General features: G+C 61.3%; 18 protein-coding genes. 6 read left to right on the forward strand and 12 right to left on the reverse strand.

Annotated elements, in window-relative coordinates; all coding sequences use genetic code 11:
- Window positions 1–2: 2 nt before the first annotated feature.
- The 8 genes from IB266_RS06705 to IB266_RS06740 form a co-directional block, all read right to left on the reverse strand.
- Entirely contained in the window at window positions 3–2,135 is a 2,133-nt protein-coding gene (locus tag IB266_RS06705) for a TonB-dependent receptor (protein ID WP_192260656.1), read from the reverse strand.
- Between the two features lie 413 nt (window positions 2,136–2,548).
- Window positions 2,549–3,508 carry a D-isomer specific 2-hydroxyacid dehydrogenase family protein gene (locus IB266_RS06710; RefSeq protein WP_192260657.1) on the reverse strand — a complete coding sequence of 320 codons (960 nt, stop codon included), beginning with the start codon at window positions 3,506–3,508 and terminating at the stop codon, window positions 2,549–2,551.
- The gene (locus IB266_RS06715) at window positions 3,505–4,692 is read right to left on the reverse strand and encodes an acyl-CoA dehydrogenase family protein (RefSeq protein ID WP_192260658.1); all 1,188 of its coding nucleotides are present in this window, start codon (window positions 4,690–4,692) and stop codon (window positions 3,505–3,507) included. Before IB266_RS06715 ends, IB266_RS06710 begins: the two co-directional genes overlap by 4 nt.
- 79 nt (window positions 4,693–4,771) lie before the next feature.
- On the reverse strand, window positions 4,772–5,782 hold the full coding sequence (locus tag IB266_RS06720) for an ABC transporter substrate-binding protein (protein WP_192260815.1): 1,011 nt from the start codon (window positions 5,780–5,782) through the stop codon (window positions 4,772–4,774).
- 14 nt (window positions 5,783–5,796) lie between these two features.
- Window positions 5,797–7,146: an LLM class flavin-dependent oxidoreductase gene (locus tag IB266_RS06725; protein WP_192260659.1), complete on the reverse strand. Its 1,350-nt coding sequence runs from the start codon at window positions 7,144–7,146 to the stop codon at window positions 5,797–5,799.
- Window positions 7,147–7,158: 12 nt separating this feature from the next.
- A complete protein-coding gene (locus tag IB266_RS06730; protein WP_103308119.1) occupies window positions 7,159–8,112 on the reverse strand; it encodes an ABC transporter substrate-binding protein in 954 nt (317 codons plus the stop codon).
- A gap of 95 nt (window positions 8,113–8,207) precedes the next feature.
- Window positions 8,208–9,791: a rhodanese-related sulfurtransferase gene (locus IB266_RS06735; RefSeq protein WP_192260660.1), complete on the reverse strand. Its 1,584-nt coding sequence runs from the start codon at window positions 9,789–9,791 to the stop codon at window positions 8,208–8,210.
- Window positions 9,788–10,396 carry a cysteine dioxygenase gene (locus IB266_RS06740; protein ID WP_103308121.1) on the reverse strand — a complete coding sequence of 203 codons (609 nt, stop codon included), beginning with the start codon at window positions 10,394–10,396 and terminating at the stop codon, window positions 9,788–9,790. Before IB266_RS06740 ends, IB266_RS06735 begins: the two co-directional genes overlap by 4 nt.
- 240 nt (window positions 10,397–10,636) lie before the next feature.
- Here IB266_RS06740 and IB266_RS06745 point away from each other — a divergent pair, with 240 nt between their 5' ends.
- Both IB266_RS06745 and IB266_RS06750 read left to right on the forward strand, forming a co-directional pair.
- Window positions 10,637–11,542, forward strand: a complete 906-nt coding sequence (locus IB266_RS06745) for a LysR family transcriptional regulator (RefSeq protein ID WP_192260661.1) — start codon at window positions 10,637–10,639, stop codon at window positions 11,540–11,542.
- Window positions 11,543–11,669: 127 nt separating this feature from the next.
- Window positions 11,670–12,464: a class II aldolase/adducin family protein gene (locus IB266_RS06750; protein ID WP_103308123.1), complete on the forward strand. Its 795-nt coding sequence runs from the start codon at window positions 11,670–11,672 to the stop codon at window positions 12,462–12,464.
- 225 nt (window positions 12,465–12,689) lie between these two features.
- Here the strand turns inward: IB266_RS06750 and IB266_RS06755 are convergent, their stop codons facing one another.
- Window positions 12,690–13,778, reverse strand: a complete 1,089-nt coding sequence (locus IB266_RS06755) for an LLM class flavin-dependent oxidoreductase (protein ID WP_192260662.1) — start codon at window positions 13,776–13,778, stop codon at window positions 12,690–12,692.
- A gap of 362 nt (window positions 13,779–14,140) precedes the next feature.
- On the opposite strand from IB266_RS06755, the gene IB266_RS06760 reads away from it, so the two are divergent.
- Genes IB266_RS06760 through IB266_RS06770 form a run of 3 tightly spaced genes read left to right on the forward strand, consistent with a single transcriptional unit; the run spans window position 14,141 to window position 16,866 of the window.
- Window positions 14,141–15,013 (forward strand): ABC transporter permease, encoded by an 873-nt coding sequence (locus tag IB266_RS06760; RefSeq protein ID WP_192260663.1) that lies wholly within the window; start codon window positions 14,141–14,143, stop codon window positions 15,011–15,013.
- A 1-nt stretch (window position 15,014) separates the two neighbouring features.
- Window positions 15,015–15,803, forward strand: a complete 789-nt coding sequence (locus tag IB266_RS06765; RefSeq protein ID WP_192260664.1) for an ABC transporter ATP-binding protein — start codon at window positions 15,015–15,017, stop codon at window positions 15,801–15,803.
- Window positions 15,804–15,840: 37 nt separating this feature from the next.
- Window positions 15,841–16,866 (forward strand): ABC transporter substrate-binding protein, encoded by a 1,026-nt coding sequence (locus IB266_RS06770; RefSeq protein WP_192260665.1) that lies wholly within the window; start codon window positions 15,841–15,843, stop codon window positions 16,864–16,866.
- 119 nt (window positions 16,867–16,985) lie between these two features.
- Here IB266_RS06770 and IB266_RS06775 read toward each other — a convergent pair whose 3' ends face one another.
- The 3 genes from IB266_RS06775 to IB266_RS06785 all read right to left on the reverse strand — a co-directional run bounded on the left by IB266_RS06775 (window position 16,986) and on the right by IB266_RS06785 (window position 19,803).
- On the reverse strand, window positions 16,986–17,912 hold the full coding sequence (locus IB266_RS06775; RefSeq protein ID WP_060742818.1) for a sugar ABC transporter substrate-binding protein: 927 nt from the start codon (window positions 17,910–17,912) through the stop codon (window positions 16,986–16,988).
- A gap of 80 nt (window positions 17,913–17,992) precedes the next feature.
- Window positions 17,993–18,784, reverse strand: a complete 792-nt coding sequence (locus IB266_RS06780) for a TIM barrel protein (RefSeq protein ID WP_192260666.1) — start codon at window positions 18,782–18,784, stop codon at window positions 17,993–17,995.
- Window positions 18,781–19,803, reverse strand: a complete 1,023-nt coding sequence (locus IB266_RS06785) for a Gfo/Idh/MocA family oxidoreductase (RefSeq protein WP_103308129.1) — start codon at window positions 19,801–19,803, stop codon at window positions 18,781–18,783. Before IB266_RS06785 ends, IB266_RS06780 begins: the two co-directional genes overlap by 4 nt.
- Before the next feature lie 184 nt (window positions 19,804–19,987).
- Between IB266_RS06785 and IB266_RS06790 the strand changes: the two genes are divergently transcribed.
- Window positions 19,988–21,979, forward strand: coding sequence for a sigma-54-dependent Fis family transcriptional regulator (locus IB266_RS06790; RefSeq protein WP_192260667.1), 1,992 nt, complete (start codon window positions 19,988–19,990; stop codon window positions 21,977–21,979).
- The last annotated feature ends 10 nt before the right edge of the window (window positions 21,980–21,989 follow it).

Raw genomic sequence — 21,989 nt, forward strand, 5'->3', positions numbered from 1 at the left:
CCTCAGAGGTCGTAGCGCACCGACAACAAAAGGGTTCGCGGATCGTTGACGGAGTAGTAGCGAGCGCCGCTTGCGGGCACATAACCGACCGCTTGTGGGTAGGCGCGGTCGAGCAGGTTTTTCACCGACAGTGTGGTCGTCCAGTGCCCGTCGCCGGAGATGTAGCGGGTGTTGGCGTTCCAGAAGGTCTGCTGGGGGATTTCCTGGACGTCGTCGTTCAGCGCATTGGCATAGGACTTGGTCTGGAACTGCGCATCGGTGCCAGCCAACCAGGTGCCGGGCAAACCCGCCGGGATGGTGTAGTTGAGGCCGACACTGGTGTTCCAGCGCGGCGAGTACACCAGTTGTTTGCCGTTGGCATCGATCCCGGCGCCGCTGGCGTTTTCGAAGTCGTCGTATTGGCTTTGCAGGTAGCCAAGGTTGAACGTCAGTTGCAGGTCGTTGGTCAGCGCGCTGAGGGTTTCCAATTCGACGCCGTAGGTGTGGGCCTGGCCCACGTTGGTCCGCAGGCTGACGCCCAGCGCCGGGTCATAAGCGTTGGTTTGCAGGTCCTTGTAGTCGTTGTAGAACAGCGCGAGGTTGGCGCGCAGGCGACGGTTGAAGAAGTCGCCCTTGAAGCCGGTTTCCCAAGTGGTGACGTCTTCCGGAGAAAATGCCTGCTCGGCAGCGGCCTGGGTCGGCGCGCGGTTGTCGTAGCCGCCGGCCTTGAAGCCTTTGGCGACGTAGGCGTACTGGTTGAGGTGTGGCGTCCAGGCGTATTCGAAGCCGAGTTTCGGGCTGGTGGATTGCCAGGATTTGCTTGAGTCGGCGCTGAAATTGGTGCCGGTGATCTGCCGGTCGGTGTTGACCACGTAGTTGGTGTAGTCGAAGTTCTTGTGTTCGCGGGTGAACCGTAGGCCGGCGATCAGCGACAGTTGTTGCGTGACTTTGTAACTGCCCTGGCCATACAACGCATAACTTTCGGTATTGGTCGTGCTGTATTGACCCTGGCCGATCACTCGGTTGCGCGCAATCGAGTAAGTCAGGCTGTCTCGCTCGGCATCGAATTTTTCCCGGTACAGGTACAGGCCGGTGCTGAAGCTGAAATCGTCGTAGTCGCCGTTGAGCTGGAACTCCTGGGTGGCATAGTCCTGCTTGTAGGTGATCAGGCTGTTCTGAATGAGGGCCGCCTGCCCGGAATTGTCATAGTCCACCGGTTGGTTGAAGGCTGAGTAGGCGGTCACCGATTTGAAACTCAGATGATCGTCGAGGGTATAGATCGCCCGCAGCACCGAGCTGCCCTGGTCGAGGCGGTTCTTCGGATTGAGGCTGCTGTAACTCTTGAACTTGTCGAAGTGGCCGTCGGCATCGAAGGGGGTATAGCTGGTGGTGTCGCCGCGGTCGAAAGTGCCGGCCAGCGTCAGTTGCACATCCCAGGGCGAATCGATGGGGTTGAAGCGCAACTTGCCGCGGTAGGACTGCAGGTCGACGTTATTCACGTCCTCGCCGCGGGTGGGGTTGGAGACGGTGCCGTCACGGGTCAGGCGAATCGCCGAAAAGCTGCCGAACAGGGCGTTGTCTACCAGTGGGCCGCTGATCAGCAGTCGACCGTTCTGGGCGTTGTAGTTGCCGGCGCCAAGCTCGAAGAAACCACGGGTTTCCTGGGTCGGATCGCGGGTGATCACGCGGATCGCGCCGGCGCTGCTGTTGCGCCCGTAAAGCGTGCCTTGGGGGCCACGCAGGACCTCGACGCGCTCGACGTCGTTGAAGTCGAGCATCGAGGAAATCGCCCGGGGGATGTACAGGTCATCGGCGTAGACCGCCACGGCGGCTTCCTGGATCGGATCGGTCTCGCCGATGCCACGAATCCCGTAAGTCTGCGCGCTGTAGGAGATCGACTGGCGGCTGAGGGTCAGGTTCGGGACCTGCCCGGAAAGGTCGCGGATGCTTTTGATCTGCTTGTCCTCAAGGGCGTTTTCATCGAACGCGGAAATCGCCAGCGGGGCTTTCTGCAAGTCCTCGCTGCGGTGTTCTGCGGTAACGGTGACAACGGGGAGGGCACCCTCCTGGGTGTTTTCTTCGGCGTGGGCCGACAGCCCGAACAAGGCCAGCGATACGGCCAGCGCCAAGCGGTTTGCAGTGAAGGTGTCGTGCATGGTGAACCCCTGGTGTGTAGATGCTGCGTTGGTGTTGCTTTTTTTGGGCAAAGCGTTGCCGTGGTCATGGCTGTGAACGCCATGGCGGCGGTGGCTCGGGCCGGTTTCAGGTTTGGGAGTGCAATTGACCGTGGAGTGGTGTCGGCCGGAAAAACATAGCGTTCCGAGAGCCTCCACCTGGTCAGGGGTCGGTGATGGTTGTAACAGTATTTGTATAATAGGACGCTGTAAAAGTCCGATTTGTTATAAGTTAATTATAAAAAATAGACATTAAGTTTTTGGATTAAATGCGTAAATCTGATGTTTTGTCTTTGGCTGACATGACGCAGTCGCGGGCAAGCCTCGCTCCCACAGGTTATGTACATGACCTGTGGGAGCGAGGCTTGCCCGCGATGACGATGGTTCGGCTGGAATCAATACCCGCGTTGTACGTTCGCCTGATTCTCCAACGCCAACCCGTTCAGGAAGCGCTCAAGATTGGCCAGGAAGCTGTCGGCTATTTCATGGCGGCTGTTGCTGGAGATCGCCGAAGTGTGGGGCGACAGGCGCACCCTGGGGTGGGCGTAGAGCGGATGGCCGTCGGGCAGCGGTTCGGGTTCGGTGACGTCCAGTGAGGCCAGGCCGAGGGTGCCATCGTCCAGGGCCGCGAGCAACGCCCCATGGTCCAGCAGGCCGCCGCGGGCGATGTTGATCAGATGCAAGCCCGGCTTGGCACTGGCGAGCACCGCGCGGTTGACGATATGCCGCGTTGCATCGGTCAGCGGCGCGGCCAGTACCAAGTGATCGGAGCGTGAAAACAGCTGGTGGATGTCCTGCGCGGCTTCGACGCCTTCCACTTCGAACGGCGTCTGGCTTTGCCGCAACGCCAGCACGTGGATGCCCAGGGCACGGGCCTTGGTCGCCAGGCTGCGGCCAATCGCACCAAAGCCGAGAATGCCCAGGGTGCTGCCCTTGAGCGGCGTCAGGGCGCTGAACTGCCATTGCGAGTCGTGCACCCAGATGTCCGGCAGGCGTTTGGCCGCCGCGAAGATCGACGCCAGGGCAAATTCGGCAATGTTGTCGGCGGCGCTGCCCCGGGAGGTGCTCACCGGCGGGCCATCGAACAGCCACTTGGGGTAAAAGTCGATGCCTGAAGACACCACCTGGACCCATTTCAGGCCGTAGGGCCAGCCCGGCGGCGCCGTGTCCGGCGCCAGGTAGCCGCGCACGTTGATGGGCCGGGCCAGCAACACACTGACTTCGGCCGGCAGGTCGCTTGGCACGCCGGCCGGCGCGTCGAGCACTTGCGCGCCGGGGTACGTCTGTTCGAGGCGTTGGCGGATCACATCGTTGAAGTCTTTATCCAGCTGGCTGGCGATCACGAGCGTGCTCATGCAAGGTCCTTTTTCTGGCGTTGGGCAAACACCGCTTTGCCGACGCCTTGCAGCACGGCATCGTTTTGCGGGGTGTGGACGCGACTGCACAGCACGTCGCGGTAATGCCGTTGCAGCGGGCTGTGCCGCGAAAGGCCGGGGTTGCCGGCCGCTTCGATGGCCAGCTCGACAGCGCGGATGGCGTTACCGGTCACCAGGTATTTCAATTGCGCGGCATGGGCCGCCGGGGTGTGCCCTTCGGCGGCGGCATCCAGCAGGCTGCGATTGGCGAACAGCAAGGTGTCGATGTGCCCGACGGTTTCCTGGAAGCGTGGCAGGGTCGCCAATGCGGCGCCGAGGTTGGACGGTTTGCGCTGTTCCAGCCAATCCACGAACCAGTCCCGCGCGGCCTGGGCGACGCCGTCGTAGACCGCCGACAGCAACACCGACATCCACAGGAAGCCATCGCCGTCCAGTTCGGGCTGCGGCGCACTCCAGCGACTGACACTGACCGCGTGATCCAGTGGCACCAGCACGTTGTCGAACCGCACTTCATGGCTGCAGGTGGCACGCATGCCCAGGTGGTCCCAGTCGTCGACGATGCTGATCCCGGGTGTGTCCTTGTGGATCAGCCAGGCACCCACCAGCGGATCTTCATCGGTGCTGCGCGCCCAGACGCTGAACCAGGTCAGGCCGTGACTGCCGGTGGAATAGATCTTGCGCCCGCTGATGCGCCAGCCTTCGGAGGTGCGTCTGGCAATGGTGGCCGGCAGCCCGCCACGGGCCGGGGTGCCCAGATCGGGCTCGACACGCAAGGCATTGATCAGCGCGCCTTCGCGCACGGCATCCTGGGCCACTCGCAAGCGCAATGCCTCGGGCCAGTTCCGATTGTCCTGCAGGCGCGAATGCTGAAGGTACTGCATCACCAGAATCAACGCCGTGGAAGGCTCGCCCTTGGCGACCGCACTGATCGCTTTGCGTGCCTGCACCAGGCTGGCGCCGCCACCGCCCAATGCCTTGGGCACCGTCAGGGCCAACAGGCCATGCTCGTGCAGCAACGTGAAATTGTCCCGGGGAAAGGCGCCGCTCTCGTCATAGACGTGGGCCGTGGCTGCCAGTTGCCTGCCAATGCGTTCGAACAATGTGTCGAAGTCGGCGACATCGACCGATTGCAGCGAGGGTGGGCGTGGAGAAGAAAGACTCATGGTGCATTCACTCGATCAAAAAGGTGAGGCCCGGATGCGGCCCTTGCGGCAAAGGAGCAAGCGCCCTCGCCACAGAAGTTCAAAGCGGCAGCAGGCGGAAGTTCCTGTCCCACAGCGGACTCACGTCGAGTCGTTCGTTCAACACGCCGGCGTTGAAGAACAGGTCGGCGACTTCTTGTTGCGAAGCAATGGCCTGGTCGCTGACTTCGACGACTTTCGACGGCTGGCTGCGGTTGTTGTACATGTCCAGGAACACGGCTTTATCGACGCCCAGCAACTGTGCCGACTTGGTGGCCCAGGGCTCGGGGTTGTTGTTGATCCATTCCAGGGTGCGCGCCTGCCGTTGGATATAGTCCTGGATCGCCTGCTTGCGCAGCGGGTCTTCCAAGGCTGCGGGGCGCGCGGCGACCAGGTAGTTGCCCGACAAGTAGCCCAGGGCGGTTTTCAACACCCGGGCACCGCTGCGGAACTTTGCCAACTGGATGAATACGCCATAGATCACCCAGGCATCGAGCTGACCGCTCTGAAACGCCGTGAAGCCATCCTGGGGCGTGAGCGCCACCGCCGTGATGTCGTTCATGGTCAGGCCCTGTTCCTTCAAGGCCTTGATCAGAAAGTAGTGGGACGTGGTGGAGCGCACATAGCCGACCCGCTTGCCACGCAGTTGTCCGATCGATTCGAGGGAGGAATCCTTGGGAATCAAAATCACCTGGTTGTTTACATCGCCTTGCAGCACCGCGATCAGGCGCGGCTGGCGGTGGCTCTGGATGGAAAAGATCGGCGGGATTTCGCTCATGCTGCCCACGTCCAGGCTGCCCGAGGCCAGCGCTTCGACGATCAGGTTGCCACCGGCGAACTCGGCGTAATCGATCTTGTAGGGTGTATTGCCGGTGCCGGCATCGTCGACGAAATAGGAATCCTGGCCCCGGTAGGTGGCGACACCCAGCGTCAGGTCAGAAAGCCCTTTGCCTTGGGCGCAGGCACGTGGGGCAAACCCCAGGGCGGATAGCCCCATCGCCCCCAGGGCGATGGAACTGGCCGTGAGGAAATCGCGACGATTGAATTGCCCTGGCGTGAGGTTTTTCATCATGGTCGGGCCCTTGCTCATGCTACGGCCTCGCGGGCCGCGTCTGTCGCCACGGGCCGTGCGTATCGGTTGGCGGGCACCGGCAGGCCGAGGTTGTCCCGCAAGGTGTTGCCGCTGTATTCGCTGCGAAACAACCCGCGCCGCTGCAGGACCGGTACCACGAGTTCGGTGAAATATTGCAGGCCGTCCGGCAGCAGTGAATTGATGATGAAGCCATCGGCCGCGCCGTTTTCGAACCAGTGTTCAATGGCATCGGCCACCTGTTCGGGAGTGCCGACAAAGTCCCGCCGTGGCTGGGAGAAACGCAGGGCGACTTCGCGCAACGTCAGGCCTTCGTCCCGGGCCAACTGCTTGATCCGCTCCGAGCCGCCTTTCTGGCTATTGGCGCCCAGGTCGCCCAGTTCGGGGAAGGGCGCGTCCAGTGGGTACTGGCTGAAATCATGGTCATTGAAGGGGCGGCCAAGGGCGACGATGGCATCTTCGATGCTCACCAGTGCCACGGCTTGCTGGTAGCGGTCTTCGACTTCCGCTGCATCGCGCCCGACAATCGGGCGGATGCCGGGCAGGATCGACAGTTCTCGAGCGTCGCGCCCGAAGCCCTGGGCACGTTTTTTCAGGTCCTGATAATAGGCGCGCGCTTCGTCGAAGCCCTCGGCGCCGACGAAAATGGCGTCGGCATTGCCGGCGGCAAAGTTGCGCCCGTCCTCGGACGTGCCGGCCTGGAAAATCACCGGCTGACCCTGGCGGGAGCGAGCGATATTGAGCGGGCCTTTCACCGAGAAGAATTCGCCCTTGTGCTCCAGGGCATGCAGCTTGCCGGGGGTGAAGAACTCGCCCGTTCGCTTGTTGTAGGCGAAGGCGTCGTCTTCCCAGGAATCCCACAGGCCCTGGACCACCGCCACATGCTCCTGGGCGATCCGATAACGCACGGCGTGCGGCGGGTGCTCGGCCTTGCCGAAGTTATCGGCGGTGCCACTGAGCCACGACGTCACCACGTTCCAGCCCGCTCGCCCATCGCTGATATGGTCCAGCGAGGCGAATTGGCGCGCCACCTGGTAGGGCTCGGTGTAGCTGACGGTCACCGTCGCCACCAGGCCGATGTTCGACGTCAGTGCCGCCAGCGCCGAAAGGATGGTCAGTGGCTCGAAGCGGTTGAGGTAATGCGGACTGGATTTTTCGTGAATGTGCAGGCTATCGGCGATGAACACGAAATCGAATTTGGCGCCTTCGGCCAGTTGCGTCTGCTGCTTGTAGAAACCGAAATCGGTGCTGGCATTGGGTCGCGCCTGCGGGTGGCGCCATTCGCCCCAGCCGTGGCCGACGCCATGGACCATTGCACCGAGTTTGAGTTGGCGTTGTCTGCTCATGGTTCTGCTCCTTTAGCGCGAGGCCTGGGTGAAGGGGGCACGCAGGGTGTTGAAGCTCTTGTCGAAACCTTGGGAGACGTCGATGCGGTGGGTCAGCAAGCCTTCTTGCTGATAGATGTCGGCGGTCGCCTGCAAGCCGCTGACAACGGCGTCGTCAATCACCACCGGCTGCATGTGGGTGGCATTGGCCACGCTCAGGTGAACCGCCAGGGGCAGGCCGGTGATCCTGGCCTGGGCGGCGGCGTATTCATTGGGGTGCTCGTTGCTCCAGCGGTAGGCCCGGTCTACGCGGGCGACAAAGTCGTCCAGTTGCTGGCGCTTCTCAGCGATGGCCTGGCTGGTGGCGGCGAGGTAGAGGTGATTGCTCAACAAGCTACTGCCGCTGACCAGGACCCGCGCCTGGCTCTGGGCGGTCACGACCGTGGTGAAGGGATCCCAGGTGGACCAGGCGTCTGCGGTGCCGTTGTCCAGCACCAGCCGGGATTCACTGGGCAGCAGGAACACGAATTGCACGTCCTGGGTGCTCAGGCCTACGCTGCGCAGGGCCTTGATCGCCAGGTAATGCCCGATGGAGCCGCGCGTGGTGACGATGCGCTTGCCCTTGAGGTCGGCGACTTGCTTGATGGGGGAGTCCTTGGGCACCAGGATGGCCGTGGTGTTACGTCCCTCGGCATGAATGATGCTGACCACCTTGAGCGACGCACCCGCGCCCAGGGCGAATACGTAGGGCGCATCGCCCAGGGCGCCGATATCCACGGCGCCGGCATTCAGCGCCTCGCCCAGCGGCGCGGCGGCGGGGAACTCGGAAAACTGGATCTCGTAGGGCACCTCCTTGAGCTCGCCGGAAACTTCCAGCAAGGCCTTGATGGTGGATTTCTGATTGGCGACCCGCAGCGGCTGCAAGTCGGCGGCATGGACCGGGCCAAAGGCGAGGGCGATCAACAGCAGGGGTAGAGTCAGGCGCATCGGAGGCTCCAGGCTGAGTGTTGCGTTCAGCGCCTCCGCCTGGAGAAGGGGTCGGCTGGTGTGGACAGGGGCCGGTCAACCGACCCCTTACGGGTTCAGATCACGAAAAAACCATGGGTGCCGTCGCGGGCCAGTTGGTCCACCAGGCCATACTCCCAATCCAGGTAGGCCTGCATGGCCTCCCGTGGGTTGTCGGTGCCCTCGTACGGTCGGCGATAGCGGTCGATGCGCGGCGAGGCCAGGCGGGTTTCGCCGTGCTCCAGTGGTCGTTGCTCGGCGATCCATGCTGCCGTGCCGCTGCGCAGCAGAAATACGTCCTTGCCGGTCAGCGCCTCGACTTCGGGGACCGCCAGCCGGGCCAATTGGCTGCTGCCACACGTCAGCACATAGCGTTGGGCCGGTGGCACCTTGGCCAAGGCGTCGCTCAACTGAGCGCGCAATACCCACCAGGCGCCGGGGATGTGGCGCTTGACGTAGTTGGCGCTGCCGGTGAAATCCAGCACCACGGTGTCACCTTCGGCCAGCCATTGTTCAAGGGTTCCGGGGCTGATTTCCTCGGCTTGCGGCGGTGCAGGCACCGGCGCTTTCCAGGTGCCCTGTTCACTGAAGTGCGCCGGTTGCAGGTCATCCAGCACGTGCACCTCCCAACCCAGTTGCGCGAGCCAGGAGGCTGACATATTGGCGCGTACGCCGTCGTCATCCACCAGCACCAGGCGCGCGCCGCGCACACTGGCGAAGTGATCGGTTTCCTGCACCAGTTGCCCACCGGGGGTGGAGCGCGAGGCGGGCAGGTGGCCGGCTTCGAATTCTTCCGGAGTACGCACATCGAACAGGTAGGTGCTGCGTGTCGGTTCCTGCTGCCAGCGATGCAGGTCGGCGAGGGTAGCGCGCCCGACCAGTGCCTGGTCGGCGACACGGCGGGCATCGCGAGCGGCGACGTCTCGATGTTCTTCGCCGGTGACGGCAAAGCGGCGTGCCTGGCCGTGCTCCAGGGTTTGACCGGCCAGGGTCCAGCCGATGGTGCCGTTGCGCAGGGCGGCCACCGGGTTGTCGATGCCCGCGTTGATCAGCGACTGGGTGCCGATGATGCTACGGGTACGCCCGGCGCAATTGACGATGATGCGGGTCGTCGGGTCTGGTGCGAGTTCGCGAGCACGCAACACCAGTTCCGCCCCCGGCACGCTGATGCCACCGGGAATGCTCATGGTCTGGTATTCGTCGAACCGCCGGGCGTCGAGCACCACCACGTCGGCTTCGCTGTCGAGCAACGACTGGACCTCTTCCGCCGCCAACGAAGGTGTATGACGCTGGTTTTCCACCAGCTCACCAAAGGCCTTGCTCGGCACATTGACGTCGATGAACAACTCGCCGCCGGCCTTGCGCCAACCCTCGAGGCCGCCCTCGAGCACGCTGACATCGATGTAGCCCAGGTCCTGCAAACGCTGCACCGCGATGCCCGCCAGACCCTCGCCGTTGTCATAGACCGTCACCGAGGTATCGCGCCTCGGGATGCGCGAATACACCTCCAGCTCAAGCTTGGACAGCGAAATATTGGCGGCGAACAACGGATGCCCTTCGGCGAACGGGGCCTCTTCGCGGACATCGACAAGGGCCAGTTCTTCACGGTTCAGCAACGCCTGGCGAATCTCGGCGTAGGAGCGGGTAGGTGCGGTGCTCATAGGGCTTGGCTCTCTTTGGACAGGTCCCAGATATTGGGGAGGAAGGCGTTGGAATAACCGGAAATGAACAACTTCTCGCTGCCGTCGGGCTGATACACCGCACGGCGAACGGCGCCGATGTTGGCGCCGTACACGTGAATGCTGATGGACACCTGGTTATCGAAGGCGTTGCTGACTTGGTGGATGTCGCCGATCTTGGGAGACACCGCTTCGACCTGGCCCGGCACCAGCCGTGTGGGCGTGCCCTCGGGCACCAGGGTGCCATCGGGATGACGGGCGAAGCCTTGGGAATGCTCGGCGCCACGCAGCATGCCAATCAGCCCCCAGACCCGATGATCGTGGATCGGCGTACGTTGCCCCGGTCCCCAGACAAAACTGACCACGCTGAAACGCTGCCGCGAATCAGCATGCAGCAAGTACTGCTGATAGCGCTCGGGGTCTGCCTGGGCAAAATCCTCGGGCAGCCAATCGTCATGGCTGACCAACTGAGCGAGCAGCTTGCCACCGCGATGCAGTAGGTCGCCTTCGCGAGGATTGCCATCGATCAGCTCCGCCAGGGCGCCGATGAATGCTCTGAGTCTCTCCGGGTGTCGGGCCTGGGTCATGGCGATTCCGTCGTTGTGTTGAATATCTGTTGTCATGATTTAAGCATAATGATTTTTCTTAATATGCTATTTTTTAATGATTAGGTTATAGCTGAAAAGAATTTAGAACAGTTGTGAATAGACTTAGAGGTTATCGATCGGTGCGCTGGGCTATCCAGGCATGCGCAATGGCACTATGATTTTTTACAGCGCATTATGCTTTTCAAACATTTTATTGACTGTTCTCTATGTGCGGGCCAAATGAAAATTGACGATATTGACGCCTTTGTCGAAGTGATTCGTTGCCAGTCCATCAGCCATGCCGCCGAGACCTTGCAGCTGACGCAACCGGCTATCACACGACGCGTGCAGAACTTCGAGCAAGCGTTGGGCGTGGAATTGTTCGACCGCAACACCAAGCCGCTCAAGCCCACGTTGATCGGTACGCGGGTCTACGAGCAGTGTCGCCTGATCCTGCGGGAGATGGACGCCCTGCGCGAGCTGGTCGCCACCGATGCGCCGCCTACCGGCCTGTTGCGCCTGGGCGTTCCGCAAACGATCGGGGATGTGGTGCTGCTCGATGCGCTCAAGCATTTGCGCGTGGAGTACCCCGAGCTACGTGCCCAGGTCGTCACCGGCTGGGGCAGCCAGTTGGTCGGCAAGATCGAGCGTGGCGAATTGGATGCAGCGGCGGCGTTGTTTCCCGCAGGCAAGATTTTTCCAGACAACATTGTTGGTGAGTCGATCGGCAAGATGGAACTGGTGGTGGTGTGCGCCAGCGCGCAGTTGCCCAAGCGTCCCTGCAAACTGGCCGACGTCTACCAGAGTGGCTGGATCCTCAATCCGGACGGCTGCGGTTTCCGTGCCGGGTTGCAGCGAACCCTGTCGGACCAGGGCCTGGCTTTGCGGGTCAACCTGGAAACCTTCGGTACCGAATTGCAATTGGGCCTGGTCGCCGATGGCCTGGGCCTCGGCCTGGTGCCGCGTCCGCTGCTGGAACGCAGTGTTCATCGCGAACACCTGGCGGCCATGCCGCTGAAGGATTTCAAGCCGGTGATGGACCTATGGCTGATCTATCCACACTTCCTGGGCAACCTGCAAGGGCCGGTGGATGCCTTCGGCAAACTGGTGTCTGGATCGCTGCAGAAGGTCAAGAATGCCGCATGAGTGGGAGGGAGGCCGGTCTATCATAAAAAATAATAATAATTAGCTTAGATTAAAATGTGCTTTTTATTATTTTTGGCCTTCCCCTAGGCTTCCTGGAGATCCTTAAGGCCATCCAGGAAGTTTTGCCATGAGCAGCGTCAGTCCGTTATCCAGCGTTTCGAAAAATGTTCGCCAGCGTGTCAGTCCCGAGGAATGGGAGGTGCGGGTAAAGCTGGCTGCCGCCTATCGGCTGGCGGCCCTGTTCAAGTGGACCGATCACATCTACACGCACTTTTCCGCGCGGGTGCCGGGGCCTGAGGAGCATTTCCTGATCAATGCCTTCGGGTTGTTGTTCGATGAAATTACCGCGTCCAACCTGGTCAAGGTCGACATTGACGGAACCATCGTCGACGACCCGACCGGCCTGGGCATCAACTACGCCGGGTACGTGATCCACAGCGCTATCCACGGTGCGCGTCCCGACCTGCAAGCGGTCCTGCATACCCATACTCGCGATGGCATCGCGGTATCGGCCCAGCGCGACGGGCTGTTACCGATCTCGCAGCACTCCATCGGCTTTTCCGGGCGGGTGGCCTACCACGGTTACGAAGGTATCGCCCTGGATCTGGACGAGCGTGAACGGTTGGTGGCGGACCTGGGGGACAAAAGTGTGTTGATCCTGCGTAACCACGGCTTGCTGACGGCGGGGATCAGCGTCGAGCACGCATTCCAGCAGCTGCAAGGGCTGGAGCGCGCCTGCAACATCCAGATCGCGGCACAGGCTGGCGGCAATGCCGACTTGATCTTTCCTCCGGCCGAAGTGGTGGCCAAGGTCGAGAAGCAGGCCGAAGTGTTCAAAAGTGGTGACGGGCCGGGTGTTGCGCGGCACTGGGATGCGCTGATCCGGCAGTTGGAACGGACCGACATCGACTACAAGAACTGAGTTTTCAAGCGGTGTGCCAGGCGGCTCTGTCTTTGCCTGACTCACCGCTTTCGCGAGCAAGCTCGCTCCCACAGTGATGAATGGGCGGGGCACGAATCGCCCATCCAACCACAACCCAATGTGGGAGCGAGCTTGCTCGCGATAGGGGACTGAGATTCAACATTGATGCTGACTGTGATGGCCTAATCGCGAGCAGGCTCGCTCCCACATTAGATACTCAGTGCTTTACGCGACTTTTTCCGCCGCTTGCCGTTCGCGTTCGGCGACGAGTTGACGGGTCAGGGGGATCAGACGCTTGCCATAATCGATGGCGTCATCAAGTGGGTCAAAACCGCGGATCAGGAATGTGGTGATGCCCAGGTCGTAATAGTCGAGCAGGGCGTCGGCCACTTGTTCCGGGGTGCCGACCAGCGAGGTCGAATTGCCTTGTGCGCCGAGCAGACCGGCGATCCCGGTCCACAGGCGTTTATCCAGGCGCGAGCCCTGGGCCGCGGCCGCCAGCAAGCGTCGGGACCCTTCGTTCGGCGGTTCGCGACGCACAAAGCCGTTCTGTTCGGCCAACGCTGTGGCCTGTTGCAGGATGCGCTCGGCACGGTCCCAGGCTTGCGTTTCGGTGTCGGCCAGGATCGGTCGCAACGACAGGCTGAAACGAATGCTGCGCCCGTGCTTGGCCGCCTCGGCGCGCACCTGATTCACCACTTCGCGCACCTGTTCGTAGGTTTCACCCCACAATGCGTAAACGTCCGCATGCTTGCCCGCCACAGCGATGGCCGCCGCCGATGAGCCACCAAAATACAGCGGTATGTGTGGCTGTTGCGGCGACTTCACTTGCGAGTGCGCACCCTCTACCTGGTAGTACTTGCCCTGATAGTCGAAGGGCTTTTCGCGGGTCCATTCCTGACGCAGCACATCAAGGTATTCATCGGTACGGGCGTAGCGCTCGTCTTTGCCGATGTAGCTTCCATCGGCGCGCAATTCACGATCATCGCCGCCGGTGATGATGTGCACGGCGGTGCGCCCACCATTGAACACATCGAGGGTGGTGAACTGTCGTGCGGCCAGGGTCGGGGCGGCGAATCCCGGTCGATGGGCAATCAGGAACTTCAACTTTTTCGTCACGCTGGCGGCATGGGAGGCAATCAGCGTGCTGTCCGGGCTGTTGGAGTGGAACGCTACCAGGGCGCGGTCGAAACCGGCTTCCTCATGGGCGCGGGCGACGGTCTCTACATATTCGGGCTGCAACACCGGGCCGCTGCGCGGCTGGGTTTCCGAGGATTGATGGCCACCGATGTAACCGATGAATTCGATGCTCATGCTGGGTTCCTTGTCTTTGGATAGGCGTGATTTCAAGCCTCCACCGGGCAGGGGGTCGGTCTGTGACGTCGAAAGTAGGCGCAGCGGGCAGGGCTGTGAAATGCCGTTTTGTTCTAAGTTAATTATTAATTAAATGAATCATGTGAAATCGTAAATATCAGTAATGCGCATTTTAAGGCGTGGCAGGGATGCATCCGCCGCGGGACGTGGGCTGCGGGCTTTGATTATGCAAATAATTTATCTGGATTATTTTATATCTGATTTTTAATCATATTAGGTTATTCCCAAAAAGAATTTCACTGGCATTTTTTATACGAATAGCATGAATTCGAAGCCGTATTCTTGATGAGGAAGGAAGCCTGATGACCGAAAAGACCTTCGATACGCAGAGCACAAGTAGCTCGTTTTCTGTCAGCAAGGCTGTTGACAGCCGGGGTGCGTCGAAGCTGATTCCCGGTTGGCTACACAACTGGCGAACCCCGGAAGTCCTTCTGCGCCTGCTCAGTCCGGTTGCGTTGCTGCTCTTGTGGGAACTGGCGTCGCAGCTCGGCCTGATCCCCCAACGGATTATCGCCGCCCCCTCGCAAATAGGCGGCACCCTCTGGGCGATGATTGTGTCCGGGGAGCTGGGCAAGCATTTGCTGGTGTCGCTGCAGCGCGCGTTGCTGGGGTTGAGCATCGGGGTCAGCGTCGGCGTCATTGCGGCGCTGATCACTGGTTTGTCCAAGCGTGGTGAGGTCATCCTCGACTCGCCGATGCAGATGTTGCGCACCATTCCTTCCCTGGCGCTGGTGCCGTTGTTCATCCTCTGGTTCGGCATCGGCGAGTTCACCAAGATCGCGCTGATCGTCACCGGTACGACCTTTCCGGTGTACCTGAATCTGTTCGCCGGGATTCGCAACATCGACCCCAAGCTGATCGAGGCCGCCAACACCCTGGGCCTGAATCGTCGCGAGTTGATCTGGCATGTGATCTTGCCAGGTTCCTTGCCTTCGTTTTTTGTCGGCTTGCGCTATTCCCTGGGAATTTCCTGGCTGGCCCTGGTGTTCGTCGAACAGATCAACACCACCGCCGGTATCGGTTTTCTGGCCAGTGATGCGCGGGATTTCATGCGCACCGACGTGATCGTGATCTGCCTGCTTATCTACAGCGTCCTCGGTTTATTGATCGACGGACTGATCCGCACGCTCGAGCGTTTTGCCCTGGCCTGGCGCCCATCTTTTGTGAGGAACTGACATGTCGACTATCGCGGCAAAAAACCTGCAGTCAGAAGCACCGGTGCAACTGCGTAATGTGGTGCGCCAATTCGGCCAGCAACGGGTCATCGATGGCTTGGACCTGGACATCGCACCAGGCGAATTCGTCGCGCTGCTCGGGGCCAGCGGTTCGGGCAAGACCACCTTGCTGCGCAGCCTGGCCGGCCTGGACAGTATCGACAGCGGTCAGTTGCTGGTGCCCAAGGCACGGGCCGCGGTGTTTCAGGAGCCGCGGTTGATGCCGTGGAAGCGCGCCTGGAAGAATGTGGTTCTCGGTCTGCACACCCCGGACGCCAAGGCGCGAGCGGTGCAAGCGCTGACGGAGGTCGGCTTGGCCCATCGTCTGGAGGCCTATCCGGCGACGCTCTCCGGCGGTGAAGCGCAACGCGTGGCGCTGGCCCGTGGCCTGGTGCGCGAACCCAAGCTGTTGCTGCTCGACGAACCCTTCGCCGCACTCGATGCACTGACCCGGATTCGCATGCATCGGCTGATCATCGAGTTGTGGCGCAAGCACACCCCGGCGGTGTTGCTGGTTACCCATGACGTGGATGAAGCCATCCTGCTGGCCGATCGGGTGATCGTGTTGGCCAATGGCAAGATCGCCGAGCAATTGTCGATCGATCTGCCGCGGGCTAGAGATACCGGGCAGGAGGGTTTCCAAGCGATCCGTGCGCGCTTGCTGGGGTTGTTGGGGGTCGAGGTGGAGACCGTTGCCGTGGCTGAACGTCCGCTCACGAACAGCACTGTCCGGCGTTTTGCCCATGGCTGACGCTGCTTTCAATTCATTGATACAGGGATGTGCTGTCATGCCGATACACGTTCGCAAATTTGCGCTGGTGTTGTTGTCCTGCGTCGCGTTGTTACTCAGCGGTTGCGGTGACACGGTCGAGTCCCAATCTCCATCTGCTGCCAAGTCAGACTTGTCCGGCGTCAAGTTGATTTTGGGCGATCAAGCCAAGGGCTTGCGCACTGTGGTCGAGGCGGCAAATGCATTGGAAGGGATCGACTACACAATTGAATGGGCGAACTTCCAGGGGGCCGCGCCCTTGTTCGAAGCCTTGCGCGCTGGTGCCGTCGATTTGGCACCGGCTGGCGATACGCCGGTGCTCGCCGCCGCGACCGGTGGTACGCCACTGCGCATCGTCGCGGTACGACGTAGTCAATCAAGGGGCATTGCGATCCTGGTTCCAGCTGATTCGCAGATCCGCACCGTTGCCGATTTGAAAGGCCGCAACGTCGTGGTGTCTTCGGCTCGCGGCAGCATTTCCCAATACCTGTTGATTCGCGCACTGGCCAATGCCGGTGTCGAGGACAAGGAGGTCAATGTCGGATTTGTCCTGCCGACCGATGCCTTGTCCGCATTCAACGCTGGCAAGATCGAAGCCTGGGCCACCTTCGGGATTTATCAGGCGTTTGCCGAGCAGCAGGGCGCGCGGGTGCTGATCAGCGGCGAGGGCATCAATACTGGCCTGACCTTCATCACCGCCTCCGATGACGTCCTGGCCGATCCCCTCAAGCGCAAGGCACTTAGCGACGTATTGCAACGCTTTGCCAAGGCCTTCGAATGGGCTCGGCAGAATCCTGACGAGTACGCACGGGTCTTCGCCAAGGTCAACGATATTCCCCTGGAAGTCTCGCAACGACTACGCAGTTGGGGGGATGAGGCGCTGTTGCCGCTCGAACCACAGGATGTTCAGGCACTGCAGCAAGTCGATGACTTGTTCGTGGAAAAAAATATTTTCCCCCATCGTGTCGATGTGCAAAAACTGACGGATGACCAGGTGTTTTCCCTGGAGCCTTTGACATTGACGCAATCGGAGACGACACGTTAGTCCGGGGCCAGGCATGTGTTCGTTTCGACTCGACCTTGGCGGATTTTCCGCGAACCCCTTCAACGCCAAACGCCGCTGATCCCTGGAGGGACAGCGGCGTTATTGTTTAACGCCTGAGGCTATTTGTAATGTTGCTCAAACACCGCCAATTGCTCAGGCTTGATCAACTGAAAGGGCACCCAGACGTCCGTTTCCACCGGCTCTCCCTTGATCATCTTGAGTGCTGCCTGTACCGCGCTGGTCGCCTGGGCCTTGGGGTCCTGGAACACCGAGGCGACCAGCATCCCGCGCTTGATCGCCGCCAGGCCATCGGGCAGGCCGTCGATGCCGACAATTGCGACCTCGCCCTTGGCTTTGCCGGCCTGCTGCAAGGCCATGGCCGCACCGATGGCCATCTCGTCGTTGTTGGCGACGATGGCGTCAAACCGACTGCCGGCCAGCAACCAGTTGCTGGTCAGGTCCATCCCTTTGTTGCGCTGCCACTCGGCACTTTGCTGCTCGACGATCTTGATCCCGGGATAGTCCTTGAGCACCTGTTTGACGCCTTCGGTGCGGTCGTGGGTGGCGTTTTGCGCCAGGTCGCCCATGATGATCGCCAGATTGCCCTTGCCTCCGAGCTTTTCGGCCAGGTAGCGCATCTGCAGTTGTCCGGCCTCAATGTCATTGGACGCCACCGTAACGACGCCTTTGGGCAAGGTGCGCTCGTCCGGGTGACGGTTGACGTAGACCAGTGGCGTCTTCGCTTCGACCGCGGCGCGGGTGATGTTGGCCGTGGCGGAGGTGTCCACCGGCAGGACAATGACCGCATCCACTTTCTGGTTGATAAAGCCTTGGACCTGGTTGAGTTGGCGCACCACATCGCCTTGGGCGTCCTCGAACTGGATCTGCACGTTTTCCTTTTTCGCGGCCTCGTCCAGGCCATTACGCACGTAGGTCATGAAGTTGTCGTCGACCCTGGCGATGCTGACGCCGATGCGGTATTCGGCGGCGGCCCATTGGCTGAACAGCAACAGCAGGGTGGCGAAAAGCAGTGTGCAACGACGCATGATGGTTTTCCTTTTGTTGTTATGGGTTGTACGTCACCAAGAGATGAGAATCTGCCGCACGTTTTGAATTCGGCGCGGCTTTATCCATCAAGCGTGAAGGCCTGCCGGAAACGCTCAAGCGCGACCTCGCTGTCACCGCTGGCCCAGCCTTCGAGGCCGACGACACCGCTGTATCCCATGCCGAACAAGGCCCTGGCAATGGCGGGATAGTGGATTTCACCGGTGCCGGGCTCCATGCGCCCCGGGACGTCGGCGACCTGGATTTCGCCGATGGCGTTGCCGGCGCGCTGGATCAGTTCGATCAGGTTTCCTTCGCCGATCTGCGCGTGATAGAGGTCCAGGTTCATCTTCAGGTGCGGGCTGCCCACGGCTTCGATCAGCGCCAGGGTATCGTCAGCGCGGGCGAACGGCGTGCCGGGGTGGTCGACTGCGGTATTGAGGTTTTCCAGCAGGAATACCCGACCCGCGTCTTCGCCCAGGCGGGCGATTTTTTCCAGCGTCTTGCAGGCGCTCAACCACATGCGGCCGGTGGCCTGGGCCACGGGTTTGACCGGCAAGCCCTGAGCATCCAGGCCGGTGCCGTGCAGGTTCAGGCTCGGGCAACCCAATTGAGCGGCGACGGCCAAGGACTCCTGGGCGCTGTCGAGCAGCTGCCGGATCGCCTCGGGATCGGTCAGGTTGCCCGAGAGGTAGCCGGTCATGGAGGTGAAGTCCGCACCGGTCGCGGCGAGGGCTTGGATGTCTTTGCTCGCCCAGTTCCATATCTCGACGCTGAAGCCCAACGCATGGATGCGTTTGACCCGTTCGATGAAGGGCAGGTCGATGAAAACCATCTCGGCGCTGACTGCCAGTTTGAACGGAATGAAACTCATGAAAGCGCTCCCTGCACACGCACCGTCTTGCCCTGTTGGAAGGACTCGATACAGGCGCGGGCGATGGCCAGTGCCGCACGCGCGTCTTCACCGCTGGCCAAGGGTTTTTCTCCGCTGCGAACGCAGTTGGCGAAGTGGTTGAGCTCGGCCACATAGGCATCCCGCAGCAAGTCGGTGTCCATGCGCTGGGTGTCGGCCTGGACCCCATTGGCCAGGTACCGCAGCAAGTCAGAGTCGTTGACGTTGCCCATGGTCAGCATGCCAGCGCTGCCGAACACTTCGCCGCGGACATCGTAGCCATACACGGCCTGGAAGTTGGCCTCGGCCGTGGCGATGGCACCATTGTCGAAACGGATGGTGACCACCGCGGTGTCGAGAAAACCCTTGTCCTTGTAGGCGGGGGCGATCAGGGCGTCGGCCATCACAAAGACCTCAACCGCCTCGGCACCCGGATTCAGGTAGCGCAGGGTATCGAAGTCATGGATCAGGGTTTCCAGGAAGATCACCCATTGCGGCGACGCGGCCGGGTTGTTCAGCGCCGGGTCGCGGGTCAGCGAGCGCAGCAGTTGTGGCGTACCGATCCGGCCGGCAACGACGTCCAGGTGAGCGGTGCGGAAACTTCTGGCAAAACGGCGGTTGAAGCCGACTTGGAGCGTCACTCGTGCATCGGCAGCGGCGGCGATGGCGCGGTCAGCTTCGTCCAGGGTGATGGCCATCGGTTTTTCACAGAACACCCCTTTGCCGGCCCGGGCCGCACTGATCACCAGTTCGGCGTGGCTGCGTGCCGGGGCGGCAATCAGCACGGCGTCGATGTCCGGGTCATCCAGCAATTGCTGTGGATCGGCATAGACCTTCTGCACGTCCAGTTCTGCTGCCAGGCGTGCGGCCTGGCCAGGGGTAGGATCGGCGATGGCGGCGAGGCACGCGCCGGGGATGTGCCGGGCGGCGGTCAGGCCGTGAAAACTGCCCATGCGACCAGCGCCGATAAGGCCCAGGCGGAGGATCTTGGATGTGCTCATGAACATGACTCCCTTTATTGTTTTTACGACTCGGCGATAAGAATGTCCTCGTCTGTTCATCCAGGGAGCAAGCGCTGTGCCAATAGTTATCTTATTGATATTTAATGGTTTTAATTTGAATGACTGTTCATTTTAATGACATGTCTATACTGACATGTCGAAAATATGAACATGTGGCCGGACAATGGATCAGCAACCTGCAGCATTGAGCGCCGAAGACCGCGATTACCTCACCACCCTGGGCCCTGCGTCGTTGAACGAAGGACCCAGCACGGCGCTGGATGAGGCCTGGCGAGCGTGCTTGCGGGGGGAGGTTGATCCTCCTGCCGGGATCCGCCGGGTGATTTGGGCGTCCTGGTTGCGCAGCGTCAATGCCGGCCTCGATCCGGAAGACGGCGAGTACCGTTTTGTCGCGCCTGCCGACCTGACCGCGACACTGGCCGCCAACCGGCTGCTGATCGCCGCGGCGGCGCAAGTCATGCGCGGGTTGCTCGCTTATAACCCCAGGGGCCATATCAACCTGACCGATGCCGAAGGCACGACGTTGTACTTCTGTGGCCTGGACCTCACACCCATAGGCAGCCGACTGCTGGAATCGATACAGGGCACCAATTGCACCGGTCTGGCGATCGTCGAAGACCGTTTGGTGTATGTGCTGGCCGAGGAGAACTTCGGGCTTGGCCTGCGCCAGCGCCGCATGCATTGTGCCGCCGCGCCAATCCGCGATGCCCAGGGCCGGACGCTGGGTATGTTGACCTTGACGGCGGAGCCGGGCTGGTTTCATTTCCATACGCTGGGCACCGTTCAGGCCGCGGCCGAGGCTGTCTCCAGGCAGATGACACTGCAAGCCTTGCTCGAGGAGCAACAAACCGTCCTTGAAGTGCTCAACGAGGGGTTGGTGGTATTGGATGAACGCGGCTGCATCAAGGCGCTCAATCATTACGCCCGACAATTGTTTCGCGTGGGGCATGACCTGCTCGGCAGTCCCTTCAAGAGCCTGGGCAAGAGCGAATTGACCGATGCGGTCCTGTTCGGGGGCGGGGAAGGGGTACGGGATCTGGATTGCACCTTTGAACTGCACGACCGCAGCCATCTGGCCTGCCTGGTATCGGTCTGCCCGCTGGAGCAAGGTGGACGGATTGTTTCGTTGCGCGAGAACCGACGCATCCGGGAAATCACCCGGCGGATCATTGGCACCCAGGCCAGCTACACCTTCGAAACCATCCTGGGCCGCTCACAGGCGATTCAGGATGCACTGCACCTGGCCCGGATTGCCAGTCGCAGTGATTCCACCACGCTGATCCTCGGTGAGAGCGGCACGGGCAAGGAACTGTTCGCCCAGGCCATCCATAATGCCAGCGACCGTAGTGGCGGGCCTTTCGTGGCGGTCAATTGCGGGGCCATTCCCCGTGACTTGGTGCAGAGCGAACTGTTCGGTCATGTCGAAGGCGCCTTCACCGGATCGGCTCGCGGTGGGTCGGCAGGCAAGTTCGAATTGGCCGATGGCGGGACGATCTTCCTCGACGAAATCGGCGACATGTCCTTCGATGCGCAGGTCAGCTTGCTGCGTGTCTTGCAGGAAGGCGAGGTGACACGGGTGGGGGCGAAGAAATCGCTGCGGGTCAACGTTCGCATCATCGCCGCCACCCATCGCAACCTGAGCCAGGCGGTGGCCGAGGGTGCCTTTCGTGAGGACCTTTACTACCGGCTCAACGTGCTGAACCTGACGGTGCCGCCACTGCGGATGCGCCGCGAAGATGTGCCGTTGCTGGCGCGGCATTTTCTCGCGCGGTGTGCCCGGTCGCTACGCAAGACGATGCAGGACCTTTCACCAGGGGCGCTGGAGATGCTTGGCGGCTATCACTGGCCGGGCAATGTCCGTGAGCTGGAAAACGTCATTGAGCGAGCGACCAACCTGGCGCTGACCGAACTGATCGAACCGAGCGACCTTGCGCTGGAAATCAGGCAGCGAGGACGGCCATCGCCGTGGGTAGGTGTGCCTGAGCCGCGGACGGCTCCGGACCTGGGCACTCATGAGATGAATGCCATCATCGCCGCCCTCAAGGACACGCGCGGAAATATCCGCCTGGCTGCTCAACGGTTGAATGTGTCACGTGGCGGGCTGTACAACAAAATGAGTCGATTTGGGCTCAAGGTCGATGCGTTTCGTTCGTAGCGGGTGGCGC

The organism is Pseudomonas sp. Pdm06 (assembly GCF_014851795.1).
GTDB classification, from domain to species: Bacteria; Pseudomonadota; Gammaproteobacteria; order Pseudomonadales; family Pseudomonadaceae; genus Aquipseudomonas; species Aquipseudomonas fluorescens_AA.